Source organism: Chitinophaga sp. ARDCPP14, assembly GCF_051362515.1.
Lineage (GTDB): Bacteria > Bacteroidota > Bacteroidia > Chitinophagales > Chitinophagaceae > Chitinophaga.
In genome coordinates this window covers 155819-172182 of sequence record NZ_JBKIXB010000012.1, presented here as the reverse complement: position 1 = coordinate 172182, position 16364 = coordinate 155819, and the positions used below count along the sequence as shown (strand labels likewise).

Below are 16364 nucleotides of genomic sequence, written 5' to 3'. Positions count from 1 at the left end.
TATCACCAGCCGGTGTTTTGTTTGAGCGTACCGTTTGATAAATTGATCTGTGTTTCAGGAATAGAGAACAAACCATTTGTTTCCGGACGGAAGCTTACGTTGAAAGCCGCCTGGGAAGAAGCATTGTCTATTGCCTGTTTAGCTGCAGGCATTCCCTGCCTCAGCAGGTCCCAGTAGCGGTGCCCTTCCAAAGCCAGTTCCAGCTTGCGTTCCTGCATGATCTGTGCTTTACTGCTCAGTGTAATGCGATGCGTTTGATCACCAAATGCACGGTCGCGTACCCGGTCGATATAACCCTGCGCCTTGCCTGCATTCGCCGTGAGATTTAACTCTGCCCCCATCAGCAACACATCTGCAAAACGGATCACCATATAGTTATCGAAATTGTCCCACTGGAAACTACCACCCAGGTCATCTGCATTTTTATCTTTCAGCGGCGTATATTTTTTTATGAAGAAGCCGGTGTATTGCGCCTGGTCATCCAGCTTATAACTATCTGCAAATCCTTCTCCGGCAATAGAAATAATGGAAGCTGTTTGCCTGCTGTCGCCCGGAGCATAGGAATGAAAGAGCGCTTCATTCACAGTAGCGCCACCCCATCCTTTGTAGTAAGGTCCCAGCACCTGTGAGCGGATGCCGATCATCACCTGCATACGGTTTCCGTTCTGCTGGTTCTGGTCGCCCATACCGAGGTAAGTATATTGAATGGTAAATACGCCTTCTGCGTTATTCTGCCCGGCATAGTCAGTGGTGCTTTCAGCGGAAGCACGGAATAGGTTCCGGTATTTTGGAACAAGACTGTACCCGCTGTTGTTGATCACATCCTCAATAGCGGCAATCGCATCTGCCTGGGAAAATACACCGGCAATATCAGGTTTGCTGTAGTAGCCGGTATAATACAGGAATACCCTGCCCAGCAAGGCTTCAGCAGCCCATTTGGTAACCCTGCCATATTCGCCCGAAGGGATGCTGGCAAAAGGCGTAGCCGGAATATTCGCTGCGGCCACTTTCAGATCATTGGCAATCAGCATGTATACGCTGTCCGGATTGGCCTGCGGGATGCTGTAATTACCAGGTTCCAGTGGCGTTGTGATCAATGGCACATGACCAAACATCCGCACCAGGTCGAAGTAAAAGTAAGCCCGCAGAAAATGAGCTTCACCTATGTAACGGTTTTTTGTAGCATCATCTCCTTTAAAGTCTACCGTTTCAATTTTCTGGATCAGTTTATTGGCGCGGTAAATACCAGTGTAGTATTTCTTCCAGGCAGCGCTGTTGAGATCATTCATTTTAATGCTCTTGTCCCACTGGTTCCATCCGTTGTCGGAAGCGCCACCGCCGCCAAAGCAATCGTCCGACGCAATTTCTGATGTCAGCGCAATATTGCCGTAACCATCCCAGTTTAATACGCTGTACGCGGAAACCAGTCCCTGGTAAGCATCTCCCGGTGTTTTATAAAAATCTTCCTCTGTAATGGTATTGATGGGCAATGTTTCCAGGAAACTTTTGGAACAGGAACTCATTAACCCCGTTATGATGATAGCTGCTATTATTTTCTTCATGATTGCCGGAGTTTAAAATTTAACATTAAGACCGAATAAAACAGTTCTTGGCTGCGGAAAATAACCGAGGTCAGTACCAGACGACCAGCTGTCGATTCCATAACCTACTTCAGGATCTAACCCACGGTAATGGGTAAACGTAAATACATTCAATCCGGATACATACAACCGGAGCTGCTGAACCGGTAAACGTTTCAGTAAAGTTTTCTTAAGATCGTATCCAAAGTTGATGCTCTTTACACGCATGAAAGCGCCATTGTGTACATACAGATCAGAGAAACGGGTGTAGTTCTGGTTGGCCTCATTACCCAGTGTTACACGGGGCGTGCTGTTGGACGTTCCTTCACCATGCCAGCGGTCGAAAACAGCCGTGGTATAGTTGTTATAAAAACGGTCGTAAGCCCTGGTACCATCCACAATGTCATTGCCACCTACACCGCTGAGCAATACACTCAGGTCAAATCCTCTCCAGCCTGCCGACAGGGAGATACCATACGTTTGTGTAGGGTTAGGATCACCCACCTTTGTTTTATCATCACCATTGATGACGCCGTCGCCGTTCAGATCTACGAAGCGGGCATCGCCGGGTTGTGCGCCTGGCTGTATTTTCTGGCCGCTTTTGCTGGTGTAACCATCAATTTCCGCCTGGTTCTGGAAGATACCGGCTGTTTTCAGACCATAGAAATAACCAATAGGCATTCCGTTCTGTGCGCGGAAGTATTCATCCATGTTGGACGACAATACGCCGTTGTAAGAAGGATGTAATACACCTTCCTGGTTTGGAATATCTATCACGGTATTTTTATTGAAAGCAATGTTGCCGCCGATACCAATGTTTACTTCTCCAAATGTGTGGTTATAATTAATACCAAGTTCAATACCCTTGTTCTGAATATTACCGCCGTTGATGGTAGGTGCGCCGGTACCCACCAAATCGGGGATAGGAGCGGTTACCAGCCAGTCGCGGGTATTTTTCTGATACCAGTCGAATGTAACGGTTACGTCTTTGAACAGTGTTGCGTCAAATCCGAGGTCAATTTGTTCGGATGCTTCCCAATGCAAATCAGGATTGGGTATTTTATCAGGAGACGCGCCTATCGCTTTTTGTCCGTTGAAATAATAATCGCGGTAAGTGGAGTTGATGGTGGCCAGGTACCTGAAGTCATCAATCCTGTCACTACCATTTTGTCCCCATCCGCCGCGGATCTTCAGGAAGTTAATCCAGCTGCTGTTTTTGAGGAACGATTCGTTGGTAACGATCCATCCTGCAGAGAAGGCGGGGAAGTAGCCATAGCGGTTGTTGGAGCCAAACTTCGTGGAACCATCCCGGCGAAGCGTGGCGGTAAGCAGGTACTTATCGTCGTAGCTGTAAAACACCCTGCCAAAGTAGGATTGCAGTGCATTCATGCTTCTTGTGCCAAATACTTTACGGGTGGAATCATTCCTGCCGTTATCAATAATAGCGTGATCAAAGTCGGCGATGATCAGGTCTGTTTTACTGCCGCTTACATTATAGCCTTCGTATTTTTTGGCGGTAGTACCCACCATTACGTTCAGGTTATGTTTGCCGGCAGTGAGTTGGTAGGTGAGGGTGTTATCCCAGTTCCAGGTGAGGTTGCGGTACATACCCTGACTGGCAAAGGAATGTTCGTTGCTGTTATTGGTTCCCAGGTTATATACGGGAATAAAAGCATTGTTGTAGTTATACGAAATATCCGCGCCGAAATCTGTACGGAGGGTCAATCCTTTAACCAGGATAGCTTCCGCATAGATGTTACCGATGATCCTGTCGGTAATGGTTTGATTATTTTGTGTATAATCAATGGAACCGATCGGGTTGGGTTCATCTGCATAAGGCGATTTGCCATAGCTGCCATCCGCATTGTACACCGGGTAAATGGGAGTGGCGTTTAATAAACCACGGATAGAGTTATTGTAGATGTTACCTGTACCGATACCCCGCTGGCGTGTATGCGCAAACGTGAGGTTTTCTCCTGTTTTGATCAGGTCTTTGTACAGCTTGTGTTCTGAATTAATCCTGAAAGAAGTTCTTTCAAAATTAGACCTGCCGGGAAGCCCCATCACGCCTTGCTGTCCCTGGAAGGAAAAGGACGAAGAGAAAACGGACTTTTCATTACCGCCGGAAAGACTCAGGCTATAATTTTGTATGGGTGCATTTTTATTGGTAGCTGCTTTCTGCCAGTCGGGGCCTGTACCCAGTTTCGCAATGGAGTCTGGTGTATAGATAGGCACAGAGCCGGAGTTGATGGATGCCTCATTCATAATGTTGGCGTACTGCTGCGCATTGAGTAAGTCCAGCTTGCGGGCAGGATTCTGCAATCCGTAGGAGGCGTCGAAGCTGACATTCATTTTACCGGCGCGGCCTTTTTTGGTGGTGATCATTACGATACCATTCGCTGCGCGGGTTCCATAAATGGCAGTGGAAGCGGCATCTTTCAGCACATCTACGCTGGCAATGTCATTTGGATTGAGGAAGCTGATATCATCCGCCGGAAAACCGTCAATGATGAAAAGCGGGCGGGAATCGCCATTGGTGCCGATACCACGGATGGTGAATTTCAGCGCGTCACCGGGTTGACCGGAGTTGGAAGTTACCTGCACACCGGGCGCCTGTCCCTGTAAAGATTGCTCCACGCTGATGGCGTGGTTTTTTATCAGGTCATCATTATTTAAATGCACCGTAGCGCCGGTCACCACTTTTTTCTTTTGCACGCCATAACCTACTACCACCAGTTCATCCAGTCCTGTAGCCGCCGATTCCAGGCGTATCGTCATTGGGCTGCCCGTTTGAACGGGTACTTCCAGTTTGTTATAGCCTACCAGCGACACTACGAGTATTTCTCCCGCATCTGCCTGCAGGGTGAAAGTGCCGTTTACATTTGTTACGGTGCCCCGGTTAGTTCCTTTTACAATGATATTAACGCCGGGCAGGGGGACACCATCTTTGGTGTCGGTTACCTTGCCCGTGATTGCTTGTTTTACAGGTTGCGTATATGCCTTCCCGTTATTGGCAGCTGCATGCAGTGCCGGAGGCGCTGCTGTAGCCAAACTGCATACAGCAAGCGTCTTTAGAACGGTTTGCCGCGGAAAATAATTGCTGATTGTGTACCAGATTTTCATGTTTAACGTGTTTTATTTAGGCAAAGGAGGTTGAATAATGTTTAAATGTTTTTAGAAGAAGTGGTCCAGGTCAGATGGCCCGGACCGTTTTTGCTATTCCATTATATGTTATCATTTTACCTGTCTTATTGCTGATATCCGGTCCTGCGGCGGTTTGTTTACCTACAAACGTTACCAGGAAGTGCCTTTGCTGCAGCATACCCGGAAAACGGCCTTCCCGTTGTCCTATCGTCAGTGTTTGCGCGGCTTCATTCCATTTAAAGGAAATGTTGCTGAAAACGCCTTTCTCATATTGATAGTTATTATTTTCATCTTCATACAAAGTAAATTCCCCGTCTTTCCCGGTATACACATACAGGTGTATCGTATCTGCCTTACGCTCATTGGTGTATTGCAGTGCCGGACCTACCGGCAGGATAGCGCCTTCTTTCACATACAAAGGCATCCGCTGCAAAGGCGCTGCTGCGGTAATATGCTGACCACCTGTTTCATATTTTCCTGTGTAGAAATCATACCAGCCGTTGCCTGCAGGCAGGTACAGTTCCCGGCTGCGGGCATGGTACTCCGTTACAGGGTTTACCAGCAGCGAAGGACCGAACATATACTGGTCGCGGATATTCAGCACTGCTGTATCCTGGCCGTAGTCCATCACCAGGCCACGCATCATCGTATAGTCGTGGTGGTAAGTATTGCCGGCTACGGAGTAGATGTAAGGCAGCAGGCGGTAACGCAGCTGGTCGTAGTATAACATCGACTGGTACGCTATACTGCTGTCGGGCGCGATGTTGAACATTTCGCGGTAAGGATATTGACCATGTGAACGGAACAGGGGGCAGAAAGCGCCATATTGGAACCACCTGGTATTGAGTTCTCTCCATTCTTCCAGTGCAGGACCCTGTGGGTTAGGCTGATCGTATTTATCTTCCACAAAGAAACCGCCGATATCTGTAGTCCAGTAAGGCAAACCGGAAAGGCTGAAGTTTAGTCCGCCGGGGATTTGTCTTTTGAACTCTTCAAAGGTGGCGGCGATATCCCCACTCCAGGTGGCAGCAGCATAGCGTTGCAACCCTGCATAGGCGGAGCGGGTAAGGATAAATACACGTTGACCCGGCTTGGCCGCACGTTGCCCTTCGTAAATCCCCTGCGCATTTACCAGCGCATAGGTGTTGAAGTATTGGGTGGCTGATCCCAGCGCGGTAGGATCCATCAGCTTTTTGCGTTCTTCAATAGAGGCATTGGACAGGATATCCGGCTCTGTGGCATCAAGCCACCATGCATCCACCCCCTTGGTGAGCAGATTCTTCTGCAACAGGCTCCAGAACAGTTTACGTGCTTCGGGGTTAAAGGCATCATAAAACGTAGATACATAACCGTTACCTATCCAGTCGCGTTGCTTATTTTTAATATTCTGTTTGTATAACCAGCCTTTGCTGTCGAAAAGTTTATAGTTGTCGATCCCTTCATAAAACTTCGGCCATACGGAGATCATGAAATTGGTATGGTATTGTTTGTGCAGGCGGCTGATCATGCCCACAGGATCGGGAAAACGGGCAGGATCAAACTGCTGGCTGCCCCATTCATCCTGTTTCCAGTAGCTCCAGTCCAGTACGATATTGTCCAGCGGGATTTTCCTTTTGCGGAACTCTGCTACGGTATTTTCAATCTCGTCCTGTGTTTTATACCGTTCCCGGCTTTGCCAGAAGCCCAGCGCCCAGCGCGGGATCATGGTGGCTTTGCCGGTTACCTGCCGGTAGCCGCTGATCACTTCATCCATATGCTGGCCATACATGAAGTAGTAGTCAATTTTTTCACCTGCTTCTGAAGTCAGTTGCATTTTATCCGCTCCTTCAATGGGAGTGGGAGGGAGGAATTTAAGAGAGATAAAGGACTGGGTTGTTTCCGGGATCCATTCTACTTTTACGGTAGTGGGTTGTCCCTTCTGAAGCAGATGCCGGAAAACGGAAGCGCCGGGGTTCCAGCTTTCCCGCCACCGGTCCAGTTTCAGCTGACCATTGATCCATACTTTGGTGTAACCGGAGGTGGTCATGAAGAATTTATACTCGCCGGTTTCATCTGCATTCACGGTGCCTTCCCAGGTTACTTTTCCTTTTACCATTGGAAAAGCTGCAGGAAGCGACGACAGGCGATCCAGGAACTCATAGTCAATTTTATCTTCCACCGCTTTTACATACACCGTATTATTATACCGGTCGCCATAGGTTGCACTGAATCCGGGTTTCCCATCAGCCGACGTTAAGTGTAATTCGGACATTTGTTTATAAGGACGGTTGTCGCCAAAACGGGTAATGGAATAATTATCCCATAAAATGCCGTAGTTACGGTTGGATACTACAAAAGGTACGGCTGCTACGGAGTTATACTGTGTGAGATCCACGTCCTGGTTTTTGTAGTTCATTAAACCGGTCTGGTGTTGCCCCAGTCCATAGAACGCTTCATTGGCGGGCGATTCAAACACCTGCTGGATCCGGTATAATGATTTGTTGCCAATGGTAATCGGCGTAAAGCTTTTACCGCCACCGGGTTGTTCCTGTAATATAATGTTGCCGGCTTTATCGCGGAATACTACTTCTCCTGTATTCAGCGCCACTGTGGCGGTGATGCTGGCTGTTTTTAAAGTCACGGTTTCATTTCGTTCTTCCGAATCCCATTTAATACTATTACCCTGTGCATCTACCGCCATGAGACTGGGAGAGCCGGTGAAATGGTCGTCGGGGGTAGCGGTTACGTGGATCACCTTATCGGAAACCACTTGCAGCTTCACCTGCCGGGCGCCATTCGGGGCAGGATTTTTTAAATGAATCAACAGGCCATCAGACAGTTTTTCCACCTGCCCGGCATAACACCAGGAAGTGAGGAACGTCATAAGTACGATCGGTATCGCCCTCTTTATGTGCATATTTGAATGGATTTTTTTCGTCGGTTGAACGTGGTTGTTACAATTACGGATGTGGTATCCGCGATCTATTTTTCAAAACGTGTTACTTCAAAACGTGTAAAACAAATGTAAAGGGAGCTCCGGAATCAGAGGGGATGGGTATGTTTTAGATGTAGGGCGATTATGTTAACCGTTTGTAGCAGCGAGGTAATTAATTGATTCCGGTTAGGGCATTAAATGTTAACGTATGGAGAAGGAACAGGCTGGTTTTAAGGCTGTTATAAGAAGAAGAGGCCAATGAGCAAACCGGTGATCACGCAGTACAGCAGGATTTCAATCAGCAGATACAGGCGGTTGCTTCGTTTAAAGTTTTGCTTGAACATAGTCAGGTTTAATAGTCAGTCCACAAAATTATCCATTGCATCCCGTAGGCATGGGGCGCATTTCGTTATTTAATAGGGCAAATTTGTTGTTTAGGCGAATGATGTAGGATTGTAGTAGTGGTATTATTTCTTCTTCCCATAAACGGAGGGGAGTACATTGTATTCCATCTTGAAATACTTTGTAAAGTATTTTGGGTTGTTGAATCCTACTTCATAAGCTACTTCGGCTACGGTAAGCTGGCTTTTTTCGAGCAGCTGGGCGGCCCGCTTTAAGCGGATCCCCCGGATAAATTCAATGGGCGACCGGCCGGTAAGGGCCAGGATCTTTTTATAAACAGATACCCGGCTCATGAAAAGCGCCCTGCTCAGTTCTTCCACCGAGAAGTCGGGATTGGAGATATTCTTCTCTACAATTTGTAAAGCCTGCTGGATAAATTGTTCATCGGCAGATGAAATAGCTATTTCCCCCGGGTTGGCTTCTATATACTGCTGGAATGTTTTTCTGAGAGATGATTGCTGGGAGATAATGTTTTTGATCCGCGAAAGCAGCACCTCGAAGTTAAAAGGCTTGGTGATGTAATCAGATGCCCCGGTTTCCAGCGCTTCCAGTTGCTGGGCTTCTTCGGCCCTGGCCGTAAGCAATACAATGGGTAAGTGTGCCGTGCGCTGTTGTGCGCGCACCTTTTTACATAGTTCCAATCCATCCATTTCCGGCATGGAAATGTCGCTTACAATCAGGTGCGGGAGTGTTTGCTGCAGCAGTTTCCAGGCTGCAAGCCCGTTTTCGGCTTCTATGATCTGGAAGTACTGGGTAAGATTATCTTTCAGGTAAAAACGGAAATCCTCATTATCCTCTACCAGTAAAACCACCGGTTTTTTAGAGTTACTGTTCACGGTGGCGGCCGGTGTAACGGCGGTGGTAGTACGAATTGTTTCCTGTACGGCGCCGGGAACAGCAACAGCAGCCGTTTTAACCGGCAGGTATACAGTGAAGCAGCTGCCCATTTCAGGGGCGCTGTCTACCGTAATGCTGCCACCATGCAATTTCACAAACTCTTTTGTAATGGATAAGCCGATCCCGCTTCCCTGGTTTACCATAGATGCCGGTACTTCATGTTGAAAGAACCTTTCAAAGATATACTCCTGCTTCTCCGGGGGAATACCAATACCATTATCTTTGACAGCAATTTCCAGTTGCGAGGTTGTTTCCTGGTAGCTAACGTAAACGGATATACTGCCATTTTCAGGCGTAAACTTAAAAGCATTGGAAAGCAGGTTAAAGATGATCTTCTCTATTTTATCTGCATCGTACAACATCTTCAGCTCCTGTACATTGCTCTGAAAGTTAAGCTGGATATGCTTTTTATCAGACAAGTCCGAAAATGACGAGGTGAGGTCCTTTACAAAACCGATAATATCGCCTTCGGCGGTATGGAGTTTTATTTCCTGGACTTCCATTTTACGGAAGTCGAGTAACTGGTTTACCAGGTTGAGTAAACGCCGTGCATTCCGCTGCATCAGTTCCAGCTGCACTTTTAGGCTGCTTTCAGATGTTTGCCGGATAATCTTTTCCAGCGGGGTGATGATTAAACTGAGCGGCGTTCTGAACTCGTGGCTTACGTTGGTGAAGAAACGGATCTTCAGGGCATCCAGCTCATGCATGCGCGCGGCTTCCTGTGTTTGCTGCTCCATCCTGAATTTCAGTCTTTCCCGTTCCAGTATGATGCGGCGGGCCAGCAACAGGGCGCCCAGTATCAGCAATACATAACCCAGGAAGGCGGGCCAGGTTTTCCAGAAGGGGGGAAGTACTTTTATTTTCAGCGTAATTCCTTTTTCATTCCATACACCATCATTATTGGAGGCCTTTACCCGGAAGGTATAATCCCCGGGATCCAGGTTGGTAAAGGTGGCTTTCCTTTCCATACCGTCGGTATAGAGCCAGTCTTTATTAAATCCTTCCAGCATATATGCATACCTGTTTTTCTCCGGGTGGAAATAATTCAGGGACGCGAATTCAATGGAAAACACGTTTTCACCGGGTTTCAGGGTGATGCTTTGTGTTTCCGGGATAGCCGCTTTCAGCAACACCCGCCCGTTGATCTTTTCGCCCGGCAGCACACTTTTGTTAAATATCTGCAGATCGGTGAGCACTACCGGCGGAATATTGTTGTTCAGGGCAATGGCGTTTGGATAAAACAGGTTAAACCCGTTGCCGCCGCCAAAGATCAGTTCCCCGCGACTGGTTTTCAACGCGGCGTTTTCGTTGAAGTCTTTTCCCTGCAGCCCGTCGGATTCGTCATAATTTTTAAAGGTAAAGGCGTCCGGCCCGATCTTCATATTAGACAAACCATTGGGAGTACTCATCCACAAGCTGTGATCGTTGGCTTCAAGGATGTTCAGGACAGAATTGTCCGGCAGACCGTCTTCTTTGCGAAGGGTGCGGAAGTTATTGTTTTTTGGACTGAACAGGTTCAGTCCTTCGCGGGTGCCTATCCATACGCGTTGCTGGCTGTCCTGGAAAATGCATACTACGTTATTATGACTCAGGCTGCCGTTTACACCGGGAACGTTGTTGTAATGTTTGAAAACGCCGGTGGCCAGGTGTAGCACATCGATACCATCGGAAGTACCTATCCAGAGATTCCCCTGCCGGTCTTCCAGCAGGGCGGCAATGTACGTGGATTTTACCTGCGGAAAACGCTGGAACCGGCCGGTGGCAGGGTCCAGCCGGTTAAGTCCCGCACCGAGGGTGCCGATCCACAGCTGGTGGCGACTGTCTTCCAGTATTTCCCAGATGCTGTTATCGCTTACGCTGTTGCTGTCTGCCGGGTCATGTTTATAATGAATAAAACGGCTGCCGTCGAACCGGTCCAGGCCCCCGAAGTAGGTGCCTACCCATAGTTGTTTGTTGTGATCTATGCAAAGGCTTACAATTACATTGCCGGCGATGCTGTTGTTGTTACCGGCGTCGTGCCGGTATTGGGTAAACGTGTTGCGGCTGCGGTCATAGTAAATCAGGCCCCCGCCATTGGTGCCTATCCATAAATTGCCGGCCGCGTCTTCCACAAACCTGTTTACATCGTTATAGGGCAAACTATTACGGCTATACGCCTGGTATTGATACAGCGGGAATTTTACCATGTTTTCATGGTAATAGTTCAATCCTTTTTTGAAGGTCCCGATCCATATAATGCCGGTATTATCTTTATAAAGGGCGTTGATACTGTTCTGGCTCAGGCTGCGTTCATCTTCGTTGATATTCTCAATATAACGGATGCTTTGTGCTTTCTTATTAATGATATTAATGCCGCCATGATCGGTACCTATCCATATTAACCCGTTATTGTCGGCAACCACCCCTCTTACAATGTTGTTGTTCAGCGCAAGGCCGGGGGTATTCTGATCAATATGCCGGAACTGTTGGGAGCGGATATCGAAAAAGTAAACGCCGTTGTCTTCATTGGTACTGAATAACCACAGGTCGCCGTCGGCATCCGCCACCATCGACCAGGTGGCGCCGGCAATGTCTGGCCTCACGAGCGTGTTGTTGCGGTAAACGATGCGGTGACTGCGGGCGTCCATCTTTTCCAGCAGGCCATTGCTGTGCAGCAGCCAGTAATGCCCGGCTTGGCCGGGTAGCAGTGCCGATACGCTGTTGGTGCCAATGCTGCCACCATCACTGGTGTGTGTAAACTGTTGCGCCCTGTTCCCGTTATTTACCAGGAAAATGCCTGCTGACGGATGCAGGAACCAATATCCGCCGGACGGGTCTTTCACAATATCGGTAACCACGTTTCCGGAAAAGCCCCACTGACGCAGAATGTTTTCGGGGCGCCGGTTAAAACGGGTCGTTACAGGATCATAGATATTCATCCCCGAGCGGGTCCGGATCCAGAGCTGCTGCCCCGGGCCGGCCATGATTTTATTGATGTTATTGTCGGAAACAGAAGTGGTGTCGCGCAGATCATGCTGGTATACGGTGAAGTGATACCCGTCGAACCGGTTCAGTCCTGATACAGTACCAATCCACATGAAACCCATACTATCCCTGAAAACACAGTTAACCTGGTTGTTGGACAGCCCCTGGTTGATATCAATCCGGTTGAATTGATAGGGGAGTGTTTGTCCCCGCATTACCAAAGTATGGAGGAATAACAAGATGAATATTAAGACCCGCTTCCGCATGTACACACCTTACCTGGTTGAAAAATTGTTGGTCTGACAATTAATAGAATTGCCCGGCAATATAACATAAAACGGATATAAAAAAAGAAAGGTCGAAAGAATTCGACCTTTATTGCTAAAATTCCACGTTATGGCACTCAGGTCCATAAAAAGTTAATCAGCTAAAATCCGGCATAGCCGGTATATGATAAATGATATTTTGCGGTTTGTTATGGGGTTTTGCGTTCACTTTACTACAAAAGTAGGTTAAGGTAAAACGATTGTCAAGAAATTAGCAAACATTATTTAAAAAAAAGTAAAAAACACCACAGGGCGATATTTTTCCCCCTGGCTGGATAATTTCACGCTTTGGGGGCTATAATCTTTGAAGATTATTGAGTACTTTTTTGCCAATATGAAAACCATGAAACGTATTATTTTATGTATGATGCTGCTGGGAGGAACGGGGTTGGCCGCCTTCGCGCAGCAGCCGCCTGCCAGGGAACTCACCGTTACGCTGGATTATTATTACAATAATGAATTCAAAAAGGACAATGCCGGCAATCCCGTAAGGTGGCATTACATCTGGGGCGAGACGGACAACGGCGGCGTGTCGCTCTGGGGGCATATTTTCGACTCCCTCGGGGTGAAAAGGGATAGCCTGCTGCAGGCGCCCACGGCCGCCAACCTGAAACACACGGATATTTATATGATCATTGATCCGGACACGGACAAGGAATCGCCCACGCCGAACTATATGAATGAAAAGGACGCCAGCAGTATTTATAACTGGGTAAAGGCTGGCGGGGTGCTGGTATTGCTGGAGAACGATTCTGCCAACGCGGAATTTTCGCACTTTAACAAGCTGAGTGAAAAATTTGGGATCCATTTTAATGGCGACAGCCGCAACCGTGTAAAAGGCAAAAACTGGGAGCAGGGTACTTTCCGGATCCCGGCCGGACATGAAATATTCCAGGCTGGCCGGCAGGTGTACATCAAGGAATTATCCACTTTGACCTTGAAAGCCCCTGCACGAGCGGTTTACAAGGATGGTGAATACGTTGTTATGGCAGTAGCTGAAGTGGGAAAAGGCAAGGTTTTCGCCGTTGGCGACCCCTGGTTTTATAACGAATATGTGGACGGAAAGAAGCTGCCGGCATCTTTCCAAAACTATGAAGCAGCAACAGACCTGACCCAATGGCTGATTAAAGCGGCCAGTCGCTAGGTGTTCAGGAAGTTGATATTTCTCCTGATACCGGCAAACTTACTGCGTTTGAGAGGAGAATGACGGAAGATGTCTTTAAAAGCTTCTTCTGTCAGCTCCTCCCAATCGCGGGTAGAAAAGTTCAGGATCGCCGGCACGGGTGTAAACGCCGCTTCCTGGTTGGCTTTGGAGAAGCGGTTCCAGGGACAAACGTCCTGGCAGGTATCGCAGCCAAACATCCAGTTATCAAATTGTCCCTTCATTTTATCGGGGATCAATTGTTCTTTCAGCTCTATGGTAAAGTAAGAAATACATTTACTGCCATCCACTACACCCGGCGCTACCAGCGCTTCCGTAGGACAGGCATCCAGGCAGCGGGTACACGAGCCGCAGTAATCGGCCACCGGACCGTCGTATTCCAGTTCGATGTCGGTAATCAGGGTCGCTATAAAAAAGAAGGAACCGGCCTGTTTATGGATAAGGTTCCCGTTTTTGCCGATCCAGCCTAATCCGCTGCGGGTGGCCCAGGCGCGTTCCAGCACGGGGGCGGAGTCCACAAATCCCCGGCCCTGCACGGGACCTATCCGCTCCTGCATCCGCAGCAACATCGTTTTGAGCCGCGCCCGGATCACCTCATGATAATCCTGGCCGTAAGCATATTTGGAGATGCGCGGGGCGTCGGCACGCTGCTGTTCGGAAGGGAAGTAGTTAAACAACAGGGTGATCACCGACTGCGCGCCGTCGACCAGCTTACGGGGATCTATCCTTTTGTCGAAATGATGCTCCATATACTGCATGTTACCATGCATGCCTTTATTCAGCCAGGTTTCCAGCCGGCGGGCATCGTCATCCAGCTGCACTGCCTTCGCAATGCCGCAATGGTCAAATCCTAACTCTTTTGCCAGCTCTTTTATGAATAAAGTGTGGGTCATCCGGGCAAAATTAGCATATTATTTATATCTTCGACCCGCATATATATCCCATATGCCTGTTAACTGATGCGCTATACCTTTGTTATGCTGGCTCCCATTGCCAGCTGTTTGTTCGCCCTGTCCACCTTTGCCCAGGACGGAAGTAAAATGAAATTTGGAAAAGTGTCCAAAGAAGAATTTGCTATTAATAGATCAGAGAAAGATACCGGCGCCCACGCCATTATCCTGTCTGAGATAGGCTCCTCCATTTTTGAGTCGGATGGAAACGACCTTCGCCTGGTGTACAAAGTACACCGGCGCATTAAGATCGTTGATAAAAACGGCTATGATGAGGCCACCGTTCACGTACCGATATATAAATCAGAAACATCGGAAGAGAAATTACTGAACCTGAAAGCGGCTGCCTACAACCTCGAAAACGGGGAAGTGGTAGAAACCAGGATGGAAAGCAAAAACGTATTCAACGACAAGCAGGATAAATCCCTGCTGGTAAAGAAATTCACCCTGCCCGCTGTAAAGGAAGGGTCTATTATTGAATACACCTTTTCTATCGCCTCTCCCTTTTACCGGCATTTACGCGCCTGGGATTTCCAGGGAAAATATCCCTGCCTGTGGAGCGAATACAGCGTAGCCATCCCGGAATACTTCGACTATATGCTCATTCCACAGGGATATGAGCCCTATGTGGTAAAAACGAAAACCTATTCCCGTTCTACCTTTACTTTCCGTAACGAGTCACAGGGGTCTACCGGGCCTTCCAACCTGGTAACGGTAACGCCTTCTATCACCACCTATAAATGGGCGCTGAAAGATGTGCCGCCGATTTATAACGAGAGCTATATCACTACTACCGATAACTATGTTAACAGGGTGGAATTCCAGTTATCTGCCTATAACTGGCCGGGAGAGCCGCGTAAGCCGGTGCAGAGTACCTGGGAAGAGCTGATGAAAGACCTGATGAAGGAAGAAGAATTGGGCAAAGTACTGACCACAAACAACGGTTTTCTTTCCGATAAAGTAGAAGAGCTGGTAAAAGACGCTAAAACCGATAAGGAGAAAGTACAGAAAATTTATACCTGGGTCCGCGATAATTTTACCTGCACGGATCACAGCGCCCTGTGGATGGGCAAGTCGCTCAAAACCGTTTTTAATTCAAAGAACGGCAACGTATCCGACATCAACATGTTGCTGGTGGCGATGCTGAAGAAAGCAAACCTTTTTGCTACCCCGCTGCTGCTGAGTACCCGCAGCAATGGATATGTATACCAGTTCTATCCTTTATATACCCACTTTAACTACGTAATTGCCGGCGTGAACCTGGGAGAAGAATACCTGAAGCTGGATGCCTCAAAACCGTTGCTGGGCTTCGGAAAACTTCCGGCAGAGTGCTACAATGGCGCCGCCCGTTCATTGGATGACTTTGCCACCCCTGTGATCCTGGGAGCGGATTCCCTGAAGGAACAGCGGTTTACCAGTGTAATTTTGGGGAAGATAGAAAACGGCATGGTGTCGGGCACTTTTATGCAACGGCCCACCTACTTTGAGTCTTACAAAATACGGACGGCTGTAAAAGATGAAGACCCCGAAGAATTTTTTAAACGGATAGCAAAATCCTATACCGGTGAAATAGAACTGGAGAATAAGGCGGTAGAGGATCTGAAAGAACTGGAGTCACCTGTGATGGTAAAGTACGATTTTAAAATGCAGGTAGGCGACGGCGAAGTACTATACATCAACCCGCTGCTGTCGGAAGCCTATAAAAGCAATCCTTTTAAAGCGATGGAGCGTAAGTTCCCCGTAGAAATGAACAGCGTGTCTGATGAAGTATATTCCTTTAATATGGAAGTGCCCGAAGGATATGTAGTAGATGAAATGCCGAAATCTGCTGCAGCGAATTATAATGGAGATGAAGGGCTGTTTCAATACCTTATCCAGCAAACAGAAAACCACATACAGCTGCGCTGCCGGGTAAAATTAAACAAAGCCAACTTTGGGCCGGAAGAATACCCGACCCTGCGCGATTTTTATGACCTGGTAGTAAAGAAAGAAGCAGAACAAATTGTGTTAAAAAAGAAAAAGTAA

General features: G+C 47.9%; 7 protein-coding genes. 2 read left to right on the top strand and 5 right to left on the bottom strand.

The features are described from left to right. Positions 1 to 2: 2 nt before the first annotated feature. From ACLHR0_RS26880 to ACLHR0_RS26865, 4 genes are all read right to left on the bottom strand, one after another. Positions 3 to 1562 carry a RagB/SusD family nutrient uptake outer membrane protein gene (locus ACLHR0_RS26880; RefSeq protein WP_429046605.1) on the bottom strand — a complete coding sequence of 520 codons (1560 nt, stop codon included), beginning with the start codon at positions 1560 to 1562 and terminating at the stop codon, positions 3 to 5. Positions 1563 to 1574: 12 nt separating this feature from the next. Next, positions 1575 to 4703 (bottom strand): SusC/RagA family TonB-linked outer membrane protein, encoded by a 3129-nt coding sequence (locus ACLHR0_RS26875; RefSeq protein ID WP_436490807.1) that lies wholly within the window; start codon positions 4701 to 4703, stop codon positions 1575 to 1577. 70 nt (positions 4704 to 4773) lie between these two features. Continuing rightward, positions 4774 to 7620, bottom strand: a complete 2847-nt coding sequence (locus tag ACLHR0_RS26870; protein WP_436490805.1) for a TIM-barrel domain-containing protein — start codon at positions 7618 to 7620, stop codon at positions 4774 to 4776. A 485-nt stretch (positions 7621 to 8105) separates the two neighbouring features. Then, positions 8106 to 12116, bottom strand: coding sequence for a two-component regulator propeller domain-containing protein (locus ACLHR0_RS26865; protein WP_436490803.1), 4011 nt, complete (start codon positions 12114 to 12116; stop codon positions 8106 to 8108). Positions 12117 to 12570: 454 nt separating this feature from the next. Here ACLHR0_RS26865 and ACLHR0_RS26860 point away from each other — a divergent pair, with 454 nt between their 5' ends. After that, positions 12571 to 13371: a hypothetical protein gene (locus ACLHR0_RS26860; protein ID WP_436490802.1), complete on the top strand. Its 801-nt coding sequence runs from the start codon at positions 12571 to 12573 to the stop codon at positions 13369 to 13371. On the opposite strand, the gene queG is transcribed toward ACLHR0_RS26860, so the two are convergent. Beyond that, entirely contained in the window at positions 13368 to 14282 is a 915-nt protein-coding gene (queG, locus tag ACLHR0_RS26855; RefSeq protein ID WP_429046615.1) for a tRNA epoxyqueuosine(34) reductase QueG, read from the bottom strand. The genes ACLHR0_RS26860 and queG overlap by 4 nt on opposite strands. Before the next feature lie 66 nt (positions 14283 to 14348). On the opposite strand from queG, the gene ACLHR0_RS26850 reads away from it, so the two are divergent. Further along, on the top strand, positions 14349 to 16364 hold the full coding sequence (locus tag ACLHR0_RS26850) for a transglutaminase domain-containing protein (RefSeq protein ID WP_436490799.1): 2016 nt from the start codon (positions 14349 to 14351) through the stop codon (positions 16362 to 16364).

What these genes read in the sequence shown, in the direction of transcription:
- ACLHR0_RS26865 (WP_436490803.1), bottom strand. Translation starts at nt 12,116, where the DNA reads ATGCGGGGACAAACACTCCCCTATCAATTCAACCGGATTGATATCAAC.
- ACLHR0_RS26875 (WP_436490807.1), bottom strand. Translation starts at nt 4,703, where the DNA reads ATGAAAATCTGGTACACAATCAGCAATTATTTTCCGCGGCAAACCGTT.
- ACLHR0_RS26860 (WP_436490802.1), top strand. Translation starts at nt 12,571, where the DNA reads ATGAAACGTATTATTTTATGTATGATGCTGCTGGGAGGAACGGGGTTG.
- queG (WP_429046615.1), bottom strand. Translation starts at nt 14,282, where the DNA reads ATGACCCACACTTTATTCATAAAAGAGCTGGCAAAAGAGTTAGGATTT.
- ACLHR0_RS26870 (WP_436490805.1), bottom strand. Translation starts at nt 7,620, where the DNA reads ATGCACATAAAGAGGGCGATACCGATCGTACTTATGACGTTCCTCACT.
- ACLHR0_RS26850 (WP_436490799.1), top strand. Translation starts at nt 14,349, where the DNA reads ATGCGCTATACCTTTGTTATGCTGGCTCCCATTGCCAGCTGTTTGTTC.
- ACLHR0_RS26880 (WP_429046605.1), bottom strand. Translation starts at nt 1,562, where the DNA reads ATGAAGAAAATAATAGCAGCTATCATCATAACGGGGTTAATGAGTTCC.